This is a genomic window from Nonomuraea sp. KM88 (assembly GCF_052245635.1).
GTDB lineage: Bacteria > Actinomycetota > Actinomycetes > Streptosporangiales > Streptosporangiaceae > Nonomuraea.
Genome location: NZ_JBQQCC010000023.1, coordinates 73,305 through 94,647 on the forward strand (window position 1 = coordinate 73,305; position 21,343 = coordinate 94,647).

At 69.0% G+C, this 21,343-nt stretch carries 21 protein-coding genes, 2 tRNA genes and 1 riboswitch; of the genes, 7 read left to right on the forward strand and 16 right to left on the reverse strand.

Annotated elements, in window-relative coordinates; genetic code table 11:
• Positions 1–84: 84 nt before the first annotated feature.
• Together ACTWPV_RS43110 and ACTWPV_RS43115 are read right to left on the reverse strand one after the other, a co-directional pair.
• A tRNA-Glu gene (locus ACTWPV_RS43110) sits at positions 85–157 on the reverse strand.
• Positions 158–1,657: a metallophosphoesterase family protein gene (locus ACTWPV_RS43115; protein ID WP_443156205.1), complete on the reverse strand. Its 1,500-nt coding sequence runs from the start codon at positions 1,655–1,657 to the stop codon at positions 158–160.
• A 93-nt stretch (positions 1,658–1,750) separates the two neighbouring features.
• Here ACTWPV_RS43115 and ACTWPV_RS43120 point away from each other — a divergent pair, with 93 nt between their 5' ends.
• Positions 1,751–2,101 (forward strand): metallopeptidase family protein, encoded by a 351-nt coding sequence (locus ACTWPV_RS43120; RefSeq protein ID WP_425465278.1) that lies wholly within the window; start codon positions 1,751–1,753, stop codon positions 2,099–2,101.
• A gap of 110 nt (positions 2,102–2,211) precedes the next feature.
• Positions 2,212–3,477, forward strand: a complete 1,266-nt coding sequence (locus ACTWPV_RS43125) for an MFS transporter (RefSeq protein ID WP_443156206.1) — start codon at positions 2,212–2,214, stop codon at positions 3,475–3,477.
• Here the strand turns inward: ACTWPV_RS43125 and ACTWPV_RS43130 are convergent, their stop codons facing one another.
• Positions 3,478–3,771: a PspC domain-containing protein gene (locus tag ACTWPV_RS43130; RefSeq protein WP_347650166.1), complete on the reverse strand. Its 294-nt coding sequence runs from the start codon at positions 3,769–3,771 to the stop codon at positions 3,478–3,480.
• 93 nt (positions 3,772–3,864) lie between these two features.
• On the opposite strand from ACTWPV_RS43130, the gene ACTWPV_RS43135 reads away from it, so the two are divergent.
• Positions 3,865–5,019 carry an acyl-CoA dehydrogenase family protein gene (locus ACTWPV_RS43135; RefSeq protein WP_443156207.1) on the forward strand — a complete coding sequence of 385 codons (1,155 nt, stop codon included), beginning with the start codon at positions 3,865–3,867 and terminating at the stop codon, positions 5,017–5,019.
• Positions 5,020–5,068: 49 nt separating this feature from the next.
• Positions 5,069–5,144: transfer RNA gene (locus ACTWPV_RS43140), tRNA-Lys, on the forward strand.
• A 110-nt stretch (positions 5,145–5,254) separates the two neighbouring features.
• Here ACTWPV_RS43140 and ACTWPV_RS43145 read toward each other — a convergent pair.
• The 9 genes from ACTWPV_RS43145 to ACTWPV_RS43185 all read right to left on the reverse strand — a co-directional run bounded on the left by ACTWPV_RS43145 (position 5,255) and on the right by ACTWPV_RS43185 (position 14,232).
• Positions 5,255–5,662, reverse strand: coding sequence for a tyrosine-type recombinase/integrase (locus ACTWPV_RS43145; protein WP_443156208.1), 408 nt, complete (start codon positions 5,660–5,662; stop codon positions 5,255–5,257).
• Positions 5,663–5,715: 53 nt separating this feature from the next.
• Positions 5,716–7,476, reverse strand: a complete 1,761-nt coding sequence (locus tag ACTWPV_RS43150; protein WP_443156209.1) for an FAD-dependent monooxygenase — start codon at positions 7,474–7,476, stop codon at positions 5,716–5,718.
• A complete protein-coding gene (locus ACTWPV_RS43155) occupies positions 7,469–8,389 on the reverse strand; it encodes an amidohydrolase family protein (RefSeq protein WP_443156210.1) in 921 nt (306 codons plus the stop codon). The genes ACTWPV_RS43150 and ACTWPV_RS43155 overlap by 8 nt, the downstream gene beginning before the upstream one ends.
• A complete protein-coding gene (locus ACTWPV_RS43160) occupies positions 8,386–8,805 on the reverse strand; it encodes a TIGR03618 family F420-dependent PPOX class oxidoreductase (protein WP_443156211.1) in 420 nt (139 codons plus the stop codon). Before ACTWPV_RS43160 ends, ACTWPV_RS43155 begins: the two co-directional genes overlap by 4 nt.
• The gene (locus tag ACTWPV_RS43165; protein ID WP_443156212.1) at positions 8,802–10,637 is read right to left on the reverse strand and encodes an acyl-CoA synthetase; all 1,836 of its coding nucleotides are present in this window, start codon (positions 10,635–10,637) and stop codon (positions 8,802–8,804) included. Before ACTWPV_RS43165 ends, ACTWPV_RS43160 begins: the two co-directional genes overlap by 4 nt.
• Positions 10,634–11,545 carry a VOC family protein gene (locus tag ACTWPV_RS43170; RefSeq protein ID WP_443156213.1) on the reverse strand — a complete coding sequence of 304 codons (912 nt, stop codon included), beginning with the start codon at positions 11,543–11,545 and terminating at the stop codon, positions 10,634–10,636. The genes ACTWPV_RS43165 and ACTWPV_RS43170 overlap by 4 nt, the downstream gene beginning before the upstream one ends.
• A 1-nt stretch (position 11,546) precedes the next feature.
• The gene (locus ACTWPV_RS43175; RefSeq protein WP_443156214.1) at positions 11,547–12,383 is read right to left on the reverse strand and encodes a fumarylacetoacetate hydrolase family protein; all 837 of its coding nucleotides are present in this window, start codon (positions 12,381–12,383) and stop codon (positions 11,547–11,549) included.
• A 108-nt stretch (positions 12,384–12,491) separates the two neighbouring features.
• On the reverse strand, positions 12,492–13,739 hold the full coding sequence (locus ACTWPV_RS43180) for a PucR family transcriptional regulator (protein WP_443156265.1): 1,248 nt from the start codon (positions 13,737–13,739) through the stop codon (positions 12,492–12,494).
• A 262-nt stretch (positions 13,740–14,001) separates the two neighbouring features.
• Positions 14,002–14,232 carry an antibiotic biosynthesis monooxygenase family protein gene (locus tag ACTWPV_RS43185; protein WP_443156266.1) on the reverse strand — a complete coding sequence of 77 codons (231 nt, stop codon included), beginning with the start codon at positions 14,230–14,232 and terminating at the stop codon, positions 14,002–14,004.
• Positions 14,233–14,739: 507 nt separating this feature from the next.
• A riboswitch (guanidine-III (ykkC-III) riboswitch) is annotated at positions 14,740–14,807 on the forward strand.
• Between the two features lie 13 nt (positions 14,808–14,820).
• Here ACTWPV_RS43185 and ACTWPV_RS43190 point away from each other — a divergent pair.
• A complete protein-coding gene (locus tag ACTWPV_RS43190; protein ID WP_443156215.1) occupies positions 14,821–15,699 on the forward strand; it encodes an MBL fold metallo-hydrolase in 879 nt (292 codons plus the stop codon).
• Between the two features lie 644 nt (positions 15,700–16,343).
• Here the strand turns inward: ACTWPV_RS43190 and ACTWPV_RS43195 are convergent.
• From ACTWPV_RS43195 to ACTWPV_RS43205, 3 genes are all read right to left on the reverse strand, one after another.
• Entirely contained in the window at positions 16,344–17,585 is a 1,242-nt protein-coding gene (locus ACTWPV_RS43195; protein ID WP_443156216.1) for an MFS transporter, read from the reverse strand.
• Between the two features lie 96 nt (positions 17,586–17,681).
• Positions 17,682–18,464, reverse strand: a complete 783-nt coding sequence (locus ACTWPV_RS43200; RefSeq protein ID WP_347650145.1) for an SDR family NAD(P)-dependent oxidoreductase — start codon at positions 18,462–18,464, stop codon at positions 17,682–17,684.
• Positions 18,465–18,528: 64 nt separating this feature from the next.
• Positions 18,529–18,966, reverse strand: coding sequence for a carboxymuconolactone decarboxylase family protein (locus tag ACTWPV_RS43205; protein ID WP_443156217.1), 438 nt, complete (start codon positions 18,964–18,966; stop codon positions 18,529–18,531).
• A 324-nt stretch (positions 18,967–19,290) separates the two neighbouring features.
• Here ACTWPV_RS43205 and ACTWPV_RS43210 point away from each other — a divergent pair, with 324 nt between their 5' ends.
• Positions 19,291–20,271 carry a cytochrome P450 gene (locus ACTWPV_RS43210; protein ID WP_443156218.1) on the forward strand — a complete coding sequence of 327 codons (981 nt, stop codon included), beginning with the start codon at positions 19,291–19,293 and terminating at the stop codon, positions 20,269–20,271.
• Positions 20,216–21,043: an ABC transporter ATP-binding protein gene (locus ACTWPV_RS43215; protein ID WP_443156219.1), complete on the forward strand. Its 828-nt coding sequence runs from the start codon at positions 20,216–20,218 to the stop codon at positions 21,041–21,043. Before ACTWPV_RS43210 ends, ACTWPV_RS43215 begins: the two co-directional genes overlap by 56 nt.
• Here ACTWPV_RS43215 and ACTWPV_RS43220 read toward each other — a convergent pair.
• Entirely contained in the window at positions 20,973–21,323 is a 351-nt protein-coding gene (locus ACTWPV_RS43220) for an ArsR/SmtB family transcription factor (protein WP_443156220.1), read from the reverse strand. The two genes, ACTWPV_RS43215 and ACTWPV_RS43220, sit on opposite strands and share 71 nt — an antisense overlap.
• Positions 21,324–21,343: the final 20 nt, after the last annotated feature.

Below are 21,343 nucleotides of genomic sequence, written 5' to 3' on the forward strand. Positions count from 1 at the left end.
TCTTGCTGTTTGCGCTCGCTTAGCTTACCAGCTTTCCGGTGATCCTCGACCAGCCGTTTTTCCGGTGTTGCCAGGCGCTCGCTGTGCCCCCAACGGGATTCGAACCCGTGCCGCCGCCTTGAAAGGGCGGTGTCCTAGGCCGCTAGACGATGGGGGCTCAGGATTCCCTGTCGCCTTCCGTCGGAGACCTCTGAAGCATAGGGGACGATTGCCCCTGATGCCAAAGCGGCGAACCGGCGGTCGGCGTCTGCGAGCCAGTGACGGATCCCGTTGGCGACGGGGCGTTCGTCGGCTCTGGAGAAATCATACGGTCTGGGTCGGCCTCCACGTGACGTTGGATGTAGACCGACTGCTCCCCCAGCCCGCCGAGCGTGATGTCGTCCCAGGCTTGCAGGCGTTTCGTCTCCTTGTCGAAGTACAGCACCGACGCCTGGACCGGGGTCGGCTGGGCGTGTTCGAGAGCGCGCAGGCCGGCGCCTCCCGTGGAGCCCTGGACGAGCATGCGGGTGCCGGAGCGGAACATCTTGGTCCTGCGGTCATGGGTGTGGCCGGCCAGGATCATGGGGGCGGCTCCGGAGAAGCCCTCGGCCACATCGGGGTCGTGTACGGCGATCAGGTCCGGCTCGCCGACGTTGGGCAGGTGGGAGCGGGCATATTCGTCGAGGGTGCCGGGCTTCGCGGAGACGGGCACGGATTTGTCCGGAGTGAAGCGGGGATCGCCCAGGCCGTAGATGGTCAGTCCTTCGACGGTTTTGGACTTGTCGTCCAGGACGATGGCGTTCTTCTGCTTCGCGACCGCCTTCTGGGTGGTCATCGAGTCGTGGTTGCCGCGGACGAAAACGTACGGGAGCCCGAGCCGGCCGATCTCGTTGACGAATTTGTTCTCGGCCTTGGTGCCGTGGTCCGAGATGTCGCCCGTATCGATGATCATGTCCACGGCGAACTGGTCCTTGAGCGACCTGATGACGTTCCAGGCGATGGGGTTGATATGGATGTCCGAGACGTGGAGGACTCGAATGGTTTTAGGGTCAGCGTCGTACAGCGGCAGGGTTGAGACCGTGTCGTAGAGCTTGGAGACGTTCGTCACCAGTTTTGTGAGCTGCGACCGGTACGACTCGAAACGCGTCACGATCGACTCGGCGCTGCCCACGAGGGACGGCGCCGCGGCGACCAGGCCCGAGTAGCGCGGCTCGACGAGCGAGTTCGGGCGGAAGGTGAGCGCGGCGAGCGCTCCCGTGCCGGCGAGCGCCACGGAGGCGGCCAGCAACCCCACGAGCGCCACGCGGGGCCTCCTGAACACCATCAGGACCGCCACCAGCGCCCCCGCGCCCGCGCACAGCAGGGAGCGGATGACCAGCGCGCGCACGCCGTCCAGCAGGTCGGACTCGATCAGCGCCGGCAGGCGGTCGGCCAGCCGGGGGTCCTCGAGGAGGGCCCGGGCGCGGTCCTGGTCGATGTTCTCGAGGGTGATGCGCAGCCTGAGCGGGGCCGCGTGCGTACGGAACGTGAGGGTGCCGAGCGGGCTGGCGTCCACGACCGTCTCGCCGCTCCACGCCGGCCGCAGCGACATGCCCGTTTCCACGGGACCGATCTCGGCGCGTACGGTGCCACTGAAGAAGATGCCCAGCCAGGCGCCCACAGCGGCGACAAAGAGCACCGCGACGGCTTTCGAGGCCCTCGACCGGATGGCTGCCTTTGACCAGTGGACGAACTTCATACCGTTTCTTGCATACCCGACAGACGGGGCACAATGGCAAGTGTGATCGAGGTAACCCGGGAGAAGTTCGAGGAACTCGTGGCCGAGGCATTGGACACGATCCCCTCAGACCTCGCACGCACCATGAGCAACGTCGTCGTCACGGTCGTCGACGATCCACCAGAGCCCAACCTGCTCGGCCTGTACACCGGGATCCCCCTGACGGAACGTGGCGACTGGTACTCGGCCGTTCTTCCCGACCGGATCGAGATCTACCGCAATGCGATATGCCAGATCTGCGATACGGAAGAGGACGTGATCGACGAAGTACGCATCACGGTCGTCCATGAGATCGGGCACCACTTCGGCATCGACGACGCGCGGCTGCACGAGCTCGGCTGGTAACCCTTTGCTTCCGGTTGACTTCTTTGGGTTGCGGCTTGCCCTTGCGTTCGGCAACCTTAGGTGACATACCGAACACAGTGAGTCAGGCACAGCGGAGTCCAATGGGGGCCATGCGGGCGCGACAACTGCCAGGACGACATCGGCGTGCCGAAGGACGACAAGTCACCTATCGCGAAGTCATCGCGATCAAAGAATTCCGGGCACTCTGGTACGGCCAGGGCCTTTCGCTCCTCGGAGACCAGCTCGCCCAGGTCGCGCTCGCGGTGCTCGTCTACGACCGCACCCAATCGGCGCTGGCCACCGCCGCCGTCTACGCGCTGACCTACCTGCCCTCGATCGTAGGCGGGCCGCTGCTGGCCGGCCTGGCCGACCGGTTCGCACGCAGAGGCGTCATGCTGGCCTGCGACCTGATCAGGGCCGCACTGGTGGCCGCGATGGCCGTGCCCGGCATGCCGTTCTGGGCGCTGTGCGCGCTGGTGTTCCTCGTGGTGCTGCTCAGCGCGCCGTTCTCGGCGGCGCGGGCGGCGCTGCTGCCCGAGGTGCTCGAAGGCGACATGTACGTCATCGGCTCGGCCCTACAGAACATGACGAACCAGGCCGTCCAGATGCTCGGTTTCGCGGCCGGCGGAGCCATGATCGCGGCCATGGGCCCCTACCGCGCGCTCGCCCTCGACGCCGCGACGTTCCTCGGATCCGCGTTGATCCTGGCCTCCGGCGTGCACCGCCGCCCCGCCGCCCACGATGAGAGCGGCAAGCCGTCCATGTGGACCATGACCGTGGCCGGAGCCCGGCTCGTGTTCGGGTCGAAGAAACTGCGGACGATCGTCCTGTTCGCCTGGTTGTGCGGCTTCTACATCCTGCCGGAGGGCCTCGCCGCACCGTACGCGGCCACGCTCCACACCGGAACCCTGCCGATTCCGGTGATCACCGGGCTGCTGATGGCCGCCATGCCCGCCGGGACCGTCGTGGGGGCGTTCCTGTTCAGCAGGTTCGTGTCGCCGCCGCGGCGGCTGCGGCTCATGGGGTGGATGGCCATGCTCAGCTGCGCACCCCTGATCGTGACCGCGCTGCGACCCCCGCTGGCCGTGGTCCTCGCGGCATGGGCGTTGTCGGGCATCGGCGGGGCCTACCAGCTCGCGGCCAACGCCGCTTTCGTCCAGAACGTACCGGCCGAACGGCGTGCCCAGGCGTTCGGCCTCGTCCAGTCGGGGTTGATGGCCGTACAGGGGATCGGAATTCTGGTCGGCGGGTTCGCGGCGGAGAGACTCGGCCCCGAGCCGGTGGTCGCGCTGGCCGGGGTGACCGGGATGGTCAGCGCCGCCGTGCTCGCCATGGTCTGGACCGAGTCTCTTGGTAAGGCCCGCGCGCCGTCATGATCACGGCTGGGGCTTGTGCTCGCCGCTGTTCCAGTCGGTGTGCGTGCTCCGGTTCTGCTGCTTGTTGACCAGGTCCTGGACGATCGAGGTCTCGGCCTGCTCGTCGGGGATGAGGAGCCAGCCGATCACGTACACGCCGACGCCCAGCCCGCCGAACAGCGTCGCGATCGCCAGCGCGATCCGTACCATGTTGGCGTCGATCCCGACGTACTCGCCGACGCCCGCGCAGACACCCGCGACGATCCGGCCCTTGTGAGTCCTGCGCAGCTTCTTGACGTTGTCGTAATCGCTCATGCCTCAAGACTGCCCTGGGGGCCGGTGATAGCACATCCGGATTCTCCCTGGTAGAACCCTGGTAGTCCCTTACGCGACGAGAGGACCTCTGCGATGGACGACCTGCTGCGCCTGGACGACCGGCTCAACGCAGATCAGCGGCTGATCCGCGACACCGTCAAGTCCTTCGTGTCCGACCGCGTCCTCCCGCACGTGGGCGACTGGTTCGAGGAGGCCGCCTTCCCCGCGCGCGAGCTCGCGCCCGCGCTCGGATCGCTGGGCGTGCTCGGCATGCACCTGGAGGGTTACGGCTGCGCCGGCACGGACGCGGTGTCGTACGGCGTGGCCTGCCGCGAGCTGGAAGCGGGTGACTCCGGGCTCCGATCGTTCGTGTCCGTCCAGGGTTCGCTGGCGATGTTCCCGATCTGGCGATACGGCTCGGAAGAGCAGAAAGAGGAGTGGCTGCCCCGGATGGCCGCCGGCGAGGCGATCGGCTGCTTCGGCCTCACCGAACCGGACCACGGCTCCGACCCCGCCAACATGCGCACGTACGCCAAGAAGGACGGATCCGACTGGATCCTCAACGGCTCCAAGATGTGGATCACCAACGGCTCGATCGCCGAGGTCGCCGTGGTCTGGGCCCAGACCGACGAAGGCGTACGCGGCTTCGTCGTCCCCACCTCCACCCCCGGCTTCACCGCCCCCGAGATCCACAAGAAGCTCTCCCTGAGAGCCTCCGTCACCTCCTCCCTCTACTTCGACGACCTCCGCCTGCCCGCCTCCGCCGCCCTGCCCGGAGTCACCGGCCTCAAGGGCCCGCTGTCGTGCCTCTCGGAAGCCCGCTACGGCATCGTCTGGGGCGTCGTCGGCGCCGCCCGCGCCTGCCTCGAGTCGGCCGTCGACTACGCGAAGACCCGCGTCCAGTTCGACAAGCCGATCGGCGCGTTCCAGCTGACGCAGGAGAAACTCGCCTGGATGTACGTCGGCGCCGCCCAGGCCCAGCTCACCGCCCTGCACCTGGGCGAGCTGAAGGACGCGGGCCGCCTCGAACCCCGGCAGATCAGCTTCGGCAAGCTGGCCAACGTACGCGCCGCCCTCGACATCGCTCGCCAGGCCCGATCCATCCTGGGCGGGAACGGGATCACCCTGGAGTACCCTGTGATCAGGCACATGAACAACCTGGAGAGTGTGCTGACGTACGAAGGGACGCAGGAGATCCACACACTGGTGCTGGGGGAAGCGCTGACCGGGCTGGCCGCCTACCGATGATGGAGGCGTCGCGGACAGGACGGTAATCTCGGTACCCTTGCTGTAGCTAGGGGCGTTAGCTCAATTGGCAGAGCTGCGGACTTTTAATCCGTAGGTTCCGGGTTCGAGCCCCGGGCGCCCTACCAGGCAAAACACCTTGTGTCGATCTTGTTGACTGGGGTCGTACAGCCAGCTTTTACAGCCGAGAGGGCCGGAATCCCGCTGATGGGAGTCCGGCCCTTGGTCGTTCTGAAGGTCATCCGAAGAACTGCTTGGCGACCGCGTCGACCGCCGCCCGTTCGATGTCGAAAAGCACGTGGGCGTACGTGTTCATGGTCAGCGCGATCTGGCTGTGGCCGAGTGTCTTCATGACGGTTCGAGGCGAGGCGCCGCAGGCCAGCAAGTAGGACGCGCAGGCGTGCCGCAGATCGTGCAGCCGCAACCAGTCGAGGCCGGCCTCTGTCCTTGCCCTGCGCCACCGAGTACTGAGGTTCCCCGGTTCCAGCGGGTGCCGATGGATGTGGAGAAGACGAGCCGGTCCATCTGCACCCAGTTGTACAGCGTGTACTCGTTGATACCCAGATCCCTTGCCGGTCTCCCTGACAATCCTCACCGCCCCGGCCCGGAACTCCGGATCAAAGCGCCGCCTCGTGGTTCCAGCCACGACCAAACCTCTCCCGGTTCGGTTTCCACGTTACGAGGGGAAGCCGAGGCGGGTCATCGGACCCCTCCGAGGATCGACTGCAGGGCTTGGGACAGCTGGGCCGGCGCGTCGGCGGGTTGCTGAGCGCGCCAGGCGATGCATCGGTCGGGGCGGATGAGAACCGCGCCGGCCGGTCCGTGGCCGCGGTGGCGGGTCCAAGTGGAGCGGGGGTCGAGCAGGTCGCCGTCCAGGTGGCCGACGTGGACGACGTCGAGCGGCCAGGCGCCGGCGAGCTTGGTGGCGGCGTCACACCAGTCCTGGCCGTCCTCGCCCGCGATGAGCAGGAATCTGCCGGGCCGGACCAGGTCGTGCGTGGACAGCCGCCGTCCGTGGTCGTCCTCCAGCCAGGCGTGCGGCAGCGGGTGGCCGGGCCGGGCGCAGGACTGGTAGAGGCGGATGGGATCGGGGTTGGCGGGTTCGGGGGTGCCGTCGTCGACGACGGCGGCCGAGGTGGCCGAGGGGTAGGTGTAGCCGTACTCGATGTTGTGCTCGTTGAACTCCATGGACTGGCTGGCGATGGCGCGGTGGACGGCGCGGGCGTGCTCGGCGTCCTCGGGCAGGCCGCTCCACAGGCGGCGCAGTTGCCGCCAGTTCGTCTCCGGGTCGGCGCCGGGGGTGATGCCTGCGGCCTGGGTGGCGACGATGTGGTTGAGGGCGTTCTCGACCGAGCGTTGCACGTTGCGGGCGGTGACGGGCTTGCGTTCGGGCTCGTAGGTGTCCAGCAGTCGCTCGTGGGCGTGGCCGTGCAGGACGGCGGCGAGCTTCCAGGCGAGGTTGTGCGCGTCCTGGATGGCGGAGTTCAGGCCGAGGCCACCGGTGGGCGGGTGGCGGTGGGCGGCGTCGCCGAGCAGGAAGACTCGCCCGTCGCGGAAGCGGTCAGCGACCACGCCCTCGATCGACCAGCGGGTGATCAGGTGCACGGTGAGCGGGTGGTCGGGCAGGCCGAGGGCGGTGCGCAGGTCGGTGATCACCTGGTTGTCGTCGAGGCCGCGCGGGTCGTCGGTGGCGTAATTGAGGTGGACGACCCATTCTTCGCTGTCGGGGCCCCAATGGTCGGGGCCCATGGGCACCATGGTGGCGCCGCCGCCGGTGTGCGGGAGGGTCAGCCAGCGGATGAGTACCTCGGGGTCGCGGGCGTAGGCGGACAGGTCGGCGCTCAGGTGGACGGTGGCGATGCGGGCCAGGTCGCGGGCGCCCTCCATGACGATGCCCAGATGGCGGCCGATGGTCCGGCCGCCGTCGCAGGCCAGCAGGTAGCGGGCGCGCACCTCATACGTCTGGCCGCTGTCTCGGTCGAGGATGGTGGCGGTGACGCCATCGGCGTCGGTGGTGAAGGTGACCAGTTCGTGGCCGAAGCGGATGCGACCGGGCGCGAGTTCCTCGGCTCGGGCCTTGAGGATGGGCTCCAGCCGGATCTGGGGCAGGTTGGTCTGGCGCTGCGGGCTGGCGGCGGCCCAGTCGTCCGACAGGCCGCCGCAGCCCCACGACTCGACCAGGCCGAAGCGGCGGCCGTAGTCCTCCGTAGGGCCTGCGAGGCCGGCGTACCAGCCGGAGTAGCGCATCTGCTCGGGCGGGGTGCCGCGCTGGTAGATGGTCTCGGCGAGGCCGAGGTCGGCGAGGATCTCCATGGTGCGTTGGTTGAGCACGTGCGCCTTGGGCAGCACGGAGGTGGTCGGCAGCGCGCTGATGAGCAGGTGGTCGACGCCGAGCTGGGACAGCAGCATGGAGGCGGTCAGGCCGGCACCGCCGCCGCCCACGATGAGCACGTCATGCACGGGGTGCCTCCTTCAGGCGGGGGAACAGCCTGCGGGCGTTGCCGTGGTTGATCGCCTCGTCGGTGGCCCAGGTGTTGAAGTAGGCGACGGCGAGTTCGGGGGCGAAGGGCCAGTCGCTGCCGTACAGGACGTGGCCGGGCTTGGCGAAGGCCAGCAGGGAGGGCAGCGCGGCAGGGCTGGCCGACAGGGCGGTGTCGAAGTAGAAGCCGGACAGGTCCTCAAGGACCTGATTGGGGTCGCGGCCGGTGTCGTTGAAGACGGTAAGCGCCAGGCGGTGGGCGGCGTAGGGGACGAACCCGCCGGCGTGGGAGAGGATGAACCGGATGCGCGGGAAGCGCCGCGGCACGTCGTGCTTGACCAAGCTGAACGCCGCGCGGGTGGTGTCGAGCAGGAAGTCGGCGGCGAACGGCGGGATGCCTTCTACCGGCGGGCCGGGCAGTTGGGCAGGGTGGACGAAGACGATGGCGGCGCGCTCGTCGAGGGCGGCCATGAGCGGGTCGAAGGCCGGATCGCCCAGGTAGGCGCCATCGCTGTTGGCCAGGAGCATTACCCCGTCGGCGGCCAGCTCATCCAAGGCGTGGGCGGCCTCGATGATGGCGGCCCTCACGCCCGGCAGGGTGAGCGTGGCTAAGAACCCGAACCTGCCGGGATGCTCCTTCACCACCCCGGCGACGAACTCGTTGGATTCCCGGGCCACGTAGGCGGCGTCGGCGCCGTCATCGAGGTAGGCCCCCGGCGTCGTCAGCGACAGGATGCCGGTGGCGATGCCCTGGCGGTCCATGAACTCGAGCGCCTCGTGCGGACTCCACGACGGCAATGGCCGACCGCCCGGCGCGTCGACGCCGTGCGAGCGCAGCCAGCGCGCGTACCGCTCATGAACCATGTGCTGATGGACGTCGATACGACCGCTCACGTTGTTTCTCCCTGATCCAAGTAACTGGTGCCGTACACACGCTCGACGATGATCTCCAGGATCACCCGGTTCATGGTGGCCAGGTCCGAGTCGCTCACCGGCTCCACCGGCCGGTCGCCGATCCGGGACCAGACGAGAGCGGTGTCGCCACCAATGTCCTCGGTGCGGACGCGTGCGCCGCCCTCCAAGGTCGCCGACGGATAGGGGGCCGCGCCGCCCATCACGCACAGCGAGGCGCGGCCGGTGCGGGCCACATCCCTGGCCTTGGCCCGACCCGGTTCAGTGGAGATGAGCAGGCGGTCACCGTCCAGGGCGAAGTAGACCACTGATTGGCGAGCGGTGCCGTCGGGCCGGGTGGTGGCCAGGACGCCGGTGAGTTGCCGGTCGAGAAGATCGCGGACGGGCTGGTCGATCATGAGGACACCATCCGATGGGCGATGTTGTGGCGATCGAGGGTGGCGGCCAACTCCGGGTCCGCGCCGATCAGCACGGTCGGCCGGCCATCCTCCAGCACCACCTCGGCCTGGGCGCCGGGAGCGATCCCGGCCAGGAGGCGGCGGATGGAGTCGGCGACCAGCTCGGGCTTGAACAGCTTGCCGACCGAGGTCGTCGGCAGCGATTCGACGACGTGGACGGCCTTGGGCGCGGCGGCGGGCTCAGAAGCGTGCTCTCGCGCCCAGGTCAGCAAATCGGCCTCGGTGACGACGCCGGTGACTGTGACGTAGGCGACCGGCACCTCACCGGAATGCGCGTCGGGGCGGCCGACCACGGCCGCGCCCGAGACATGCGGGTGCGCCAGCAGGGATTCCTCGATGGGCCGCGGGTCGAGGTTGTGGCCGCCACGGATGATGAGGTCCTTGGCGCGTCCGGTCAGGTAGACGTAGCCTTCTTCGTCCACGTGGCCGAGGTCGCCGGTGAGCAGCCAGCCGTCGAAGATCTTGTCAGTGGGGTCGGGACCGCCGGGGCCGAGGTAGCCGGGGAAAACGGCCGGGCCGCTGATGGCCAGCACCCCGCCCTGGCCGGGTGGGCAGTCACCGGTGGGATGGTCGGCGGCGTCCACGGTGACGGCCTTGATCCGCTGGTACGGCAGCCGCAGCCCGACCGACCCGGCCCGGGGCGCGAAGGCCGGGGTGGCGGCGCTGGCGCAGGTAGCCTCGGTCAGCCCATACCCCTCCAGCATGGGCACCTTGACCTCCTGTTCGAATCCGGCGCGGACCCGGGCGGGCAGCGGCGCGGCGCCGACCGCGCCGGCGCGCAGGCTGGAGATGTCCACCCCGTCGGGCAGCGGTGGCAGGGTCGCGTACACAGTCGGGACGGCCGAGAACGCGGTGACCCGGTAGCGCTCGATGATCCGCCAGAAGTCCGCCATGAGCTGTTTGTCGCGGTAGCCGAGCGGGCCGAGGCTGACCACGGCGGCGCCGTGCATGAACGGCGCCAGCCCGGTGACGTGCACCGCGTTGACGTGGAACAGCGGCAGCCCCGCCAGCGCCACCCCGTCGCCGCCCGCGTAGGCTCCCGAGCAGCCGAGCGCCCAGGCCATGTAGACCTCCATGGCGTGCGTGTGCGGGGCGACCTTGGGCGTGCCGGTGGTGCCGCCGGTGTGGAAGTACGCGGCGAGATCCTGGGGCTGAGGCCGGTGCGAGGTGATCAGGCGGTCGCCGGGCTGGTCGGCGGCCAGTCGCTCGAAGTCGCCGCCCCGCACCTTCGCCGGAGCGTGGGCGGCGTCGATGGAGGCGTTACCGCCCACGATCAGCAGCGCCCGCAGTCCCGGCAGCCCTTCGGCCACGCGTAGCGTCTTCTCCCACAGTCCTGGCAGCATCGCCGAGCCGGCGACCACCAGGATCTCGGCACGGGTAAGGGTGAAGATGTCGATGATGCGGTGATCGGCGAGCATCGGGTTGACCGGGTTGGCCACTCCGATGGCCTGGGCGCCCAGCAGCGCGGCGTAGGTGTGGCCGCTGTTGGGCAGCAGCAGACCCACCGTCCCGCCGGGCGTCAGTCCCAGGGACGCGTAGAGATTCGCGGCCTGGTGCACGCGTCGCAGCAACTCACCGTAGTTCCACGTCATCTCCGCGCCCTCGCCCAGCAGGTGCAGGGCAGGGGCGTCAGGGTTGGCGGCGGCGGTACGGGCCAGGAGGTGGTAGGTGGAGGCGGGCAGTTTCCGCTCAGTCAGCGGCACCGCCTCCACCAGCGGCAGGTCTTCGGGGACCAGCACCAGCGGCCGGTCGCCGTCGGTGTGGTGGCTCATGCGCTGTGCGCTCCCGCCATCAGTGCGGCCAGGTCCTCGGGCTCGATGAACGACGGCGGCACCGGCGGCCCCCAGCTGTAGAGGATGCGCATGTCGGAGAACACTTCGGGCTTCCAGATCGCCTCGTCCACCACGCAGTCCAGGTCGCTGTAGTACTCCGAGAAGTTGCCCGCCGGGTCCTTGAGGTACCAGAAGAAGTTCGAGCCGATGTGGTGCCGCCCGAGCCCCCACACGTGCCGTTCGGGATGGCCTTCCAGCATGTGGTGGGCGCCGCGGCCGATCTCGTCGACGTCCTCGACCTCCCAGGAGGTGTGGTGCAGGTACGGCACGGGCGCCGGCTGGACGAGCACGTTGTGGTGGTCGGTCGAGCAGCGCAGGAATGCGGCGATGCCGGGCACCTCGTCGCTGACCTTGAACCCGATGCCCTCGGTGAAGAAGCGCTGGCTGGCCTCCTGGTCGGTGGAGCCGAGCACCACGTGGCCGAGCTTGCGGGGGCGTACCGGCTGCTCGCGCAGCACGCCCGGGGCGCGGGCGTCGATCCGGTCTGCGCGGCCGGGCCCGTTGTAGACCGGGGCGGGCTCGGCCGGACGGGTGATCCGGTCGGCGATCGACACTCGGACGCGGACGTTCGTGCCCGGGTCGCTCACCCGGCCGTCGGCGTCCAGCGCCAGGTCCAGCCGGGCCAGGCTCGCCTTCATCCGGGCGAGGTCGTCGGGGTCGTCCACGCCGACGCCCAGCTCGACCAGGCGGCGGGTGGGCGCGTGGACTAGCTGCAGCTGCTCGCCGCCGTCGGCGGTGGCGAAGGTGTGCTCGCCGATCTGTGCGAGACCGAAGTCGGCGTAGTAGGCGGCGGTCTCGGCGATGTTCGGGACGCCGATGGTGATGCGGGTCAGGCGGTGCAGCGCCATGTCAGGCTCCCGTGAAGGTGGTGCGGAGTGTGCCGATGCCCTCGATCGTGGAGTGCAGGTGCTCACCCGGCGCCAGGAAGCGGGCCGGAGTGCGGGTGCCGCCGATGCCGCCCGGGGTGCCGGTGAAGATCACATCGCCGGGCAGTAGCGGGGTCACGGCCGAGAGCTTCTCGATCAGCTCGGGCGCACCGAAGATCATCTGGCTGGTGCGGGCGTGCTGCATGCGCTCACCGTCCAGGTAGCAGGAGATCTCCAGGTCGTCGGGGTTCGCGAACTCGTCCGGAGTGACCAGCCACGGTCCCATCGGGCCGAAGCCCGGAAACGATTTGCCCAGGGAGAACTGCTGCGCCTGTGGCAGCGACAGTTGCGTGATCCGCTCGGACAGGTCCTGCCCCACTGTCAGCCCGGCCACGTGGCCCCAGGCGTCGGCTGCGGCCACCCTGTGAGCACGCCGGCCGATCACCACGACCAGCTCGACCTCCCAGTCGGTCAGCCCGCCCTGCGGCAGCGCGACCATGGCGTCCTGGCCCGTCAGGCAGGAGACGAACTTGGTGAAGACCGGCGGCCTCGCCCCTGGCTCGATGTCCGACTCCTCGGCGTGGTCGCGGTAGTTCACGCCGATTGCGAACACCTGGCGCGGGGCGGGGGCAGGCGCCTCCAGGTCCGCCTCGTCGAACGGGACGGGCGTGGCATCGGTCTTCCAGGAACGCAGCTCGTCCCAGCGCTCGAACAGGGCCTGCAGGTCGGAGGGGAAGCGGCCACCGCCGGCCTTCTCGATATCGATCGCGCCGTCGCCGGTCAGGAGCACAGCTCGGCCGGCGAGGTTGGCAACACGCATGGGCTTTCCTTCGTCAGCGGGTTGTTACGCCGATTTAACGAAGCCTCTGCCGCCTGCCGCTTGTGCCGGAAGCCCAAATTTTCGCTGACATGTGGGCTCTGGGCGGGCTCAGTCGGCCCGGCGCGAAGTGCGGACGATCTCCAGCGCCAGCCGCAGCTCCAGCAGGTCGTCCGGCAGCGGGTGGCCGAGGAGCTCTTCGGCCCGCTTGATCCGATAGCCCACAGTGTTGCGTGAGACGTGCAGCATCTCACCGGCGCGTTGCGGGCTACGGCCGGCGGCCAGGTAGACGCGCAACGTCTCGCGCAGCTCCGCCCGCCGCGCATCACCGCCGGCCAGCCTCCCCAACATCTCCTCGGCGAACCAGCGCGCCCGCTCCTCGCTCGAAGCCAGCAACGACCGCACCCGGATATCGGCATAGCGGCACAACCTGGTCTCTCCCAGAAACCCCTGAGCCTCTCTGGCGCCCACATGGCTGCGCCGGAACCCGGCCACCCCGTACGCGACAGGGCCGACGGCCAGCCGCAGCCCCACCGGCACCTCAACGCCTGCTTCGTGAGCAGAACCCGAGAGCCGTCCCGTCCACGCCCACACATCCGACGGCCCTGCCTGCACCGTCAGTACGCCCTGCCCGTCCATCGCCCGCGCCACCTCCCCCGCGAAGCGCCGCAGCATCTCGGACGGAGTATCGAGCTCGTCAGCGACGACCACGAACGCCAAGTGGTGGCGGGCCAGTTCGTAGCCCAGCGTGCGCTGGGCTGTCTTCTGGTCGATACGCCGTCCCGCCACGATGTCGTCCACGATCCGGTACCGCGCCGCCTCGGTGCTGGCCTGCCAGCGGTTCCGCTCGGCGATGTACTCCTCGGCCATCCGGCTGGCATGCACATCGGCGTAGGAGAACAACAACTCGCTGACCCGATGGCTCTCCGTCACCCGCACCGGCTCCGGCTCGGCGTCGATGGCGTCCATCAGCCGCTGGTGCAGGCACGCGTGCCCGATCCGCACCCCGCGCAACACCAGGTCCAGTGGCACCCCCCGATGTACCAGGTCCGCGTTGCCTTCCACCGCCTCCACAGGCACCAGCTCCGGCGAGGGACGGGCGTCCAGGAAGAGCCCGGACAGCGCTGCCAGCACACTCGACTCCACCGAGCGCCGCAACGTCTCGAACGGCGTCCGGCCGCCGCCGTAGGCCGGTACCTGCTCGATGACCTGCTGCGTCATCCACACCGCCGTCTCCACCGCCCATCCCGTCGGCCCGTCTCCCAGCGTCTGACGGGCGAGGGCCAGGGTGGCGCTGGAGGCCGCAGCCGCATGCCCGCCACCCTGAGCGCGTAGGCCCGGCAACCACTGGCACGGCATGTCGCTCACGTGGCCAGTCCTAGCACATGTTGAGCCCGGCGCTGAGGTCGTCGAATCGCCTTGTAGCAGGTGACCCAGCCGAACGTGGCAAGGCGGGCGATGCGGGCGTCGGGTCAGTCGCGTCATCCCGGCAAACGACCTCATTGGTCGGTGACGCTTCGGCCCTGGGTCATGATCACAGAAGCTGATGTTCCAGGGGTCGAAACAACCACGAGATCTGGGCCAGATCCAGTTAGAACCGTCGCAGTCGCCAGGGCATGGTTCAAGCTGAGAAGTCCTCCAGGACATCGAACAGTTCGATCGCTGAGAGGGCCTGCATGCCGGGCGCGTCGACGTCGGAGTGAGCGGCCTTGAAGGAGTCGGACTTCATCCAGGCGCGGAATTTCTCGGCCGAGTCGAACTCCATGGTCGACACGTACGGGTCGCCGGGCTTGGCCGGGCGCATCAGCAGGCTGCGCCGCAGTCCGGGCACCCCGGCGAGCGTCGCGCGCAGTTACGCTGACCGTGCAACGCAGGCGACGCGACGGCTGGAGTCGAGCGACGTCGATACGACGGAGAGAGTGGACCTCGAACACGAGCCCCTTCATGACCTAACCAGCCGCAGCCGCTGCACGCTCCCCAGCCGTCCTGGCCGTAGCGATGAGATGAGATGGAACCTCGCCCTGATCGCGGGAAGCGCCTTGCTCACCGGCGGCGGCGTCCCCAGCCGGCAGCGCCCACGACTCGAGGGCTATGGGGAGGTCGGCATAGGCACGGCCGCCGCTGGAGGTGGAGTCATCCCGGGCCCGTCATGGCGATGGGTGGCTACGGCTCTCTCGCTCAGTGCGGAGCTGCCGTGGCCGCCCTCATCCTCCCGATCGCCTGGACCTGGTCGACCCGACGGGCGACCCGATGAACCATGATCCCAAGTCATCCTCCGACGCTGCTTTGCCGCGGCGACAGGCACCCAGACGATCCACGGCGGCGAAGATTAGGTGATCGCTGTCGTGGTACTGTCGCCGTGGAAGCCCGCAAGTGCTCGCCCCGGACGAGATGTGCGCCGTACCCGGCCTGCTAAGACGACACACTCGAAGGAGACGTCATGGATGCGGGCATACCCCTGATCGATTTCACTGGAGTGACTCCACAGCCTTGTGCGCTGGATGTCCGGTGGATTCACGGTTCACCGTCGGCCAAGCACAACACCGATCCGGACATCCAGGTCCACGCGTACGACGAGCACACCTTCATCTTGCGGCAGAACATGGCGATCAACTACGAGGCGCCGTTCTTGTTCCTGCTGTTCGGAAACGCACGGGCGGTGTTGATCGACACCGGCGCCACGGTATCCGCCGAGTTCTTCCCCTTGCGCCGGGTGGTCGATGAGCTCGTCGCCGGCTGGCTCGCCCACCATCCCCGGGAGGGGTACCACCTGCTGGTGCTGCACACCCACCCGCATGGTGACCACATCGCGGGCGACGATCAGTTCACCGACCGCCCCGATACCACGGTGGTCGGCGCGGATCTGGCCACCGCCTGGGAGTACTTCGGGTTCAGCAAGGATTCCGACGCCGTGACACAGGTCGACCTGGGAGGCCGCGTGTTGGAGTGCCTGGCCACCCCGGGCCACCACGAGGCGGCGGTTACGTTCTACGACCGGTGGACCGGGTTCCTGCTCACCGGCGACACGGTCTACCCGGGCCGCCTCTACATCCAGGACTGGTCAGCCTTCGCCCGGACCATCGACCGCCTGATCGACTTCTCCGACCGCCGACCGGTCACCCATGTGCTGGGCTGCCACATCGAGATGACCAGACAGCCAGGCGTGGACTACCCGATCCGCACCACCTACCAGCCCGACGAGCCCCCACTGCAGATGACCACCAGGCACCTGCACGAGATCCGTACGGCGATCAAAGAGATCGGCGACCGGCCCAGCCGGCGTGCCTACCCCCTCTTCATCCTCTGGCCAAACCTATGAGCCGCACGTACACATCGAGCCTCCTGCCCGATGCGACGTCGTCCCCCGGCCGCGATGCCTATGGGCCAGCCGGTGACGCTGCCGCACCGGACCTCCGTCGTGTTCGGCTCGGCCTTCGTCGACATCCGCGATCCGCATAACGGGCTTGGCAACCCCTTCTCCGTCGTCATGGGCGCCGACGTCGGGACCTGGGACAGCGCCAGGCGCCGGCCCGCCGCACCGGTACCCCCGAAACCGTGTTCATCGACGCCGTCCGCGAATCGCGCGGGCCAGACGCCACCAAGTAGTCATGCAGCCCGCTGACTGCACCGATCAGCTTGCCGTGCTGGAGAGCGCCGCGTAACCCTCGAAGAACTTACGAACCCGACCAGTTAGCCATGAGACGCCACGCGACCCAGAGCTATGACAGCGTGGGAGCCTGAATACCGCAAAATGGTGCTGCGCGGTAGGCGACTCCGCTCGATCGGGACGCCGTGGCCCGGCCCGGATCGCGCCGACGCTCGTCACCACCAGCGGAACCGTGAAGGCCGGCAGTGGTGCCGGGGCTCTACATGATGATGCCGGCGCTGCTGTCCACGCTTGCCGTGCTGCGCTAGCGAGTCCACCGGCCGCCCGCTGCCGGGCTGAGGAGGCCGCGCGGCGGGTCAGGACGCTCGTGCCCCGCTGCGCATGCTCGCTCGCAGCAGCGCGGCGCAGCCGACCGCGACGACCATGGCGCCCGCGGCGAGGTAGAAGATCGTGCTGGCCGAGGTCCCCAGCGCCAGCAGGGTGCCGGTCAGGCCCGGTCCCGCGACCGAACCGGCCCGGCCCATGGCCGAGGACCACCCGATCCCGGTCGTCCGCTGCTCGCGCGGGTACAGCGCGACGGCCATCGCCAGCTGGCCGTTCTGGCTGGCGCTGACCGCGGCACCGACCCCGCACAGCGCGATCAGCAACCCCAGGCCGCCGAGCCCCAGGCTGACCGACGCCGGTATCAGCATCGCGGTGAGCACCGGCATCGCGATCAGCATCCGGCCGATACCGGCCCAGGCCGCGAGCGGGATCATGGCCACCCCGCCGACGATCGCCCCGAGGTAGATGAACGCCAGCCCCAGCGGCGCCTCGGCCGCCGAGACCCCAAGATCCGTGAGCAGGACGGGCGCCCACACCGACAGCGCGGTGGACACCGTGAACACGAGGAATGCGTACAGCCAGAGCAGGAGCGTGTTGATCCGCACGCCGCGGGCGAACAGCTGCCCGACGCGCTCGCCGCGCGGGGCGCCGCCGGCGACCTGTCGGGCGGCCGGTTCCGGCGGCAGGAACATCGCCATGGGGAGCACCAGCACCGCAGAGACCGCTCCGGCCAGCCAGAACAGCCCGGTCACGCCGACCGAGGCGATCAGCGGCAGGTAGACGAAGCCCGCCGCGGTGGCACCCGACGCGACCCCGAGCGCCATCAGCAGGGACACGACGTCACGTCGCCGGTTCGAGCTGAAGTCCGTCGCGACCGCCACCGCGGACGGGAGCGCCCCGCCGAACCCCAGCCCGGTCACCAGGCGAACGACCCCCAGCGCCTCGATCGAGTGCGCGGGGAGGACGACCGCGATGATCATCGTGCCGAGTGAGAACAGGCCGACGCTGCCGATCAGCAACCGGCGACGGCCGAACCGCTGCGCCAGCCATCCGGACCCCAAGTAGCCGGCGAACACGCCGACGCTCGTCGCCACCAGTGGAACCGTGAAGGCCGCCGGCGCCAGCCCCCAGCTCTCGGCGAGGGCGGGGACCGCCAGCGACAGCGCCGTCGCGTCGAACCCGTCCATGACGATCGGGAGGAAGCACAGCGCCACCACGAGCCAGTTCGTCGCTCGAACGCCGCTACTGTCGGGCGCGTCCAGACGCACATTCACGATCTCGGCCTTACCCGCATCACCTTGAGAGCAGCGCTCCTGTCGTACACGGTCGATCTCCTGTCTGCTGGGGCGCGTGGAAGAGGCGATTGCCGGTCAGACTGCTTTCACCGCGCCCCCGTCGACGAGGTAGTTGTTTCCGGTAGCACTGATGGCCAATGGCGATGCCAGGTACGTCACCATGGATGCCACATGGTCGGGCTCGATGAGTTCCCCGGAGCTGATGCCTGCCGCCGTCGCGGCGTTCTTGAGCAGTTCTTCGTGACTTATGCCCTGGGCAGCGGCGAGGGTTGCGCCGAAGCCGCCGGGTTCGGTCCAGAGCTCGGTTCGGGTGCCGGCCGGGGAGACGGTGACGGCCCGGACGCCGCGGTCGGCGTACTCCTGGGCGAGGGCCTTGCCGAACGCGTTGAGTGCCGCCTTGGCGGCGTTGTAGGGGACTGGGCCGAGGTGTGGCAGGCGTGCGCCGGCCGAGGAGATGTTGATGATCACTCCTCGGCGTCGCAGCAGGCTCGGCAAGGCGGCACGGCACGCGCGGACGGCAGCAAAGAAGTTGAGGTCGAACGTCCGCTGCCAGATGGCGTCGTCGTAGTCGTTGAAGCCGCGCAGGTCGGCCGGATCGCCGCCGCCGACGTTGTTGACCAGGATGTCGATGTCGCCGTGCCGGTCGAGGACGGACTGGACGAGCTCCCCGGGTCCGGTCGGGGTCGACAGGTCGACGGCGATGGCGTCGGCGCTGTTGCGGGTCAATTCGTCCGTGATCGTTCGGGCGGCCCCGATCACCGTGACGCCTTCCGCGGCCAACGCGCGGGCGATCGCGAGGCCGATCCCCCGGCTGGCGCCGGTGACGACGGCGATCTTGTTAGTCAGGTGCAGATCCATTGCTTTGCCTCCATATGAGTTCCAGTGGATGTACGTCGAAGTGCATGGGCGGAATCGAGACCGCTCAGGTGGCGATGCGGGCGCGGGCGCGGGCCATCGCGCTTGTGCGTAGCGCCCTGGGCCCGGCCCGGATCGAACGACCATGGCCGGGCCGGGGCTCATGATCTCCGATCAGTCCTGAATCAGCGCGGCGAACATGCCGGGCTGGTAGGAACCCCCTGGGTTGCGCACAATGACATAGCTCGGCCTCCGCGAACACGGTCGACTCGCGCCAGGCAGCGACCTGGTTGAGCCGGACCGATGACTCGCCAGCCGCCGCGGCCTCCCTGGTGTGGAGGTCGGTGCAGAAACCGCAGCCGTTGATCTGGCTGACGCGCAGTTCGACTTGTTCCCGCAGAGGCTTCGGCAGCGTCGACCGGTCCAGGGCTAACCAAGCGTTGTAGAACCGCTTGACAAACTTCGCGGCAGTCGTGCTGTCCAACAGGTGGAATAGGGATTCCATGAATCGTCCTCACTCGTGGTGTTGAACACGGATGAAAACGGGACGATGGCGACCCGATCGTTTGTGACAACGTGGTCGCATGATGTGTGTCATGTCACAGATTGGGCGAGCCCGATGTGAGACCACACCGATCAGCCGCCTGGGCGGCCCGGCAGTGTCGCGGCCCTTTGGAGCGGGCTCGGCAGGACCAGGTGCTGACCGAGCGGATCCGCCGGCACCACCAGGCATCTGAGGCGATCTACGGGGCGCCTCGCATCCACGCCGACCTGCGCTAGGTCGATGGGGTGCAGGTGACGGCGCGGAACACGCCGCGCCCGCCGCCCGGTGATCGGCGAGTTCACCGTGAAGCGGCTGGCCGCGCTGCGCCCGCGCATCCAGGACATCGTCGACCACTTCGTCGACGGCATGCTCGCCACCGACCAGCGGCCGGTCGACCTGGTGCAGGCGCTGTCCCTGCCTGTGCCCTCCCTGGTGATCTGCGAGCTGCTCGGCGTCCCCTACACCGACCACGACTTCTTCCAGAGCCGCACCACCATGATGGTGAGTCTGGCCTCGCAGGAAGACCGCCTGCGAGCCTTCGCCGAACTGCGCGCCTACTTCGACGACCTGGTCACCCGCAAGGAGTCCGAACCCGGCGACGACCTGCTCGGCCGGCAGATCGCCCGGCAACGCCAGGAAGGCGCCCTCGACCACACGGCCCTGGTGAGCCAGGCCTTCCTGCTGCTGACCGCCGGACACGAGACCACCGCGAACATGATCTCCCTCGGTGTGCTCGGCCTGCTCACCCACCCGGAGCAGCTGGCCCTGATCAGGGCCGACCCGGGCAGGACACCCGGAGCCGTGGAGGAACTGCTGCGCTATTTCACCATCACCGACACGGTCACCGCCCGGGTGGCCACCGAAGACGTGGAGACCGGCGGGGTGAGCATCAAGGCCGGCGAAGGCGTCATCGTCTCGGCCCTGTCAGCCAACCGGGACCCGGCGGCATTCACGAACCCGGCCGAACTGGACATCGAGCGCGGAGCCCGCCACCACCTCGCCTTCGGATACGGCCCGCACCAGTGCCTCGGCCAGAACCTCGCCAGGATGGAACTGCAGATCGGTCCTCACCGCCGCCGGCCAGTTGCCGCTGGTCAGCTTCATCGCGTTCCTGGTCTTCGGCACCGTCACCACGGCGGGCCTGATGTCAGTCATGATGTCGATCCACCCGCTGGTCACGGCACTCAGCGTGGCGCGGGGCATCCGAGAGGTGCTCGCAACGCCGGAGCTGCCGGTCCCGGCCAACCCGGTTGTCCCCGACCCTGACGCTCTCGGCCCGGTGGTGCGCATGCGCGGCGTCCGGTTCGCCTACGGTGACACGGTCGCGCTCGACGGCGTCGATCTCGACCTGGAACGGGGCACGGTCACCGCGCTGGTCGGCCCGTCCGGCTCCGGCAAGTCCATCCTGGCCAAGCTGCTGCCCCGCTTCGACGACCCGCAAGAAGGCTCGGTGAAGCTGTACGGGGTCGACCTTCGCGACCTCGATCCGGCCGAGCTGTACCGGCATGTGGCCTTCGTCTTCCAGGATTCGGCGCTGCTGCGGATGAGCATCCGCGACAACATCCGCCTGGCCCGCCCGGACGCCAGCGAGGAGGCCGTGCGCGCGGCGGCGGCCAAGGCGCAGATCCTCGACCGCCTCGACGAGTTGCCGCGCGGCCTGGACTCCGTGGCCGGCGAGGACGCGGAGCTGTCCGGCGGCGAGCGGCAGCGGGTGTGCATCGCCCGCGCCATCCTGGCCGACCGGCCGGTGCTGGTGCTCGACGAGGCGACCGCGAGCGCCGACCCGGAGAACGAGGCCCGCATCCAGGACGCGCTCAGCGAGGTCGCGCGCGACCGTACCGTCCTGGTCATCGCGCACCGGCTGAGCACCGTCCGCGCCGCGGACCGCATCGTCGTCCTCGACGAAGGCCGCGTCGCCGAACAGGGACGGCACGAAGAGCTACTGGCCCGCCAGGGGCCCTGCTTCCCTATTCCTCCCGCGCCAGCTCATGATCGTCGCCACGGTCGATGCGGTCGGCGTGATACAGCCCCTGGGTGAGCAGGCGGCGTACGTGCTCGTCGGCGGCGGTGTAGTAGACGAACGTGCCCTCCCGGCGCCCCTTGACCAGGCCGGCCAGGCGGAGCTTGGCCAGGTGCTGACTGACGGCGGTGGGAGCCGCGTCGGCGAGTTCGGCCAGGCAGGCGACCGACGACTCGCCCTGCAGGAGCGCCCACAGGATCTTGATGCGGGTGGGGTCTGACAGCAGCCGGAACGACTCGGCCGCCAGGTGCACCTGCTCTTCGGACGGCATGTCGAAGCCGGACAGCGACGTGTGCATGCCCCCAGCCTAACCCGCTT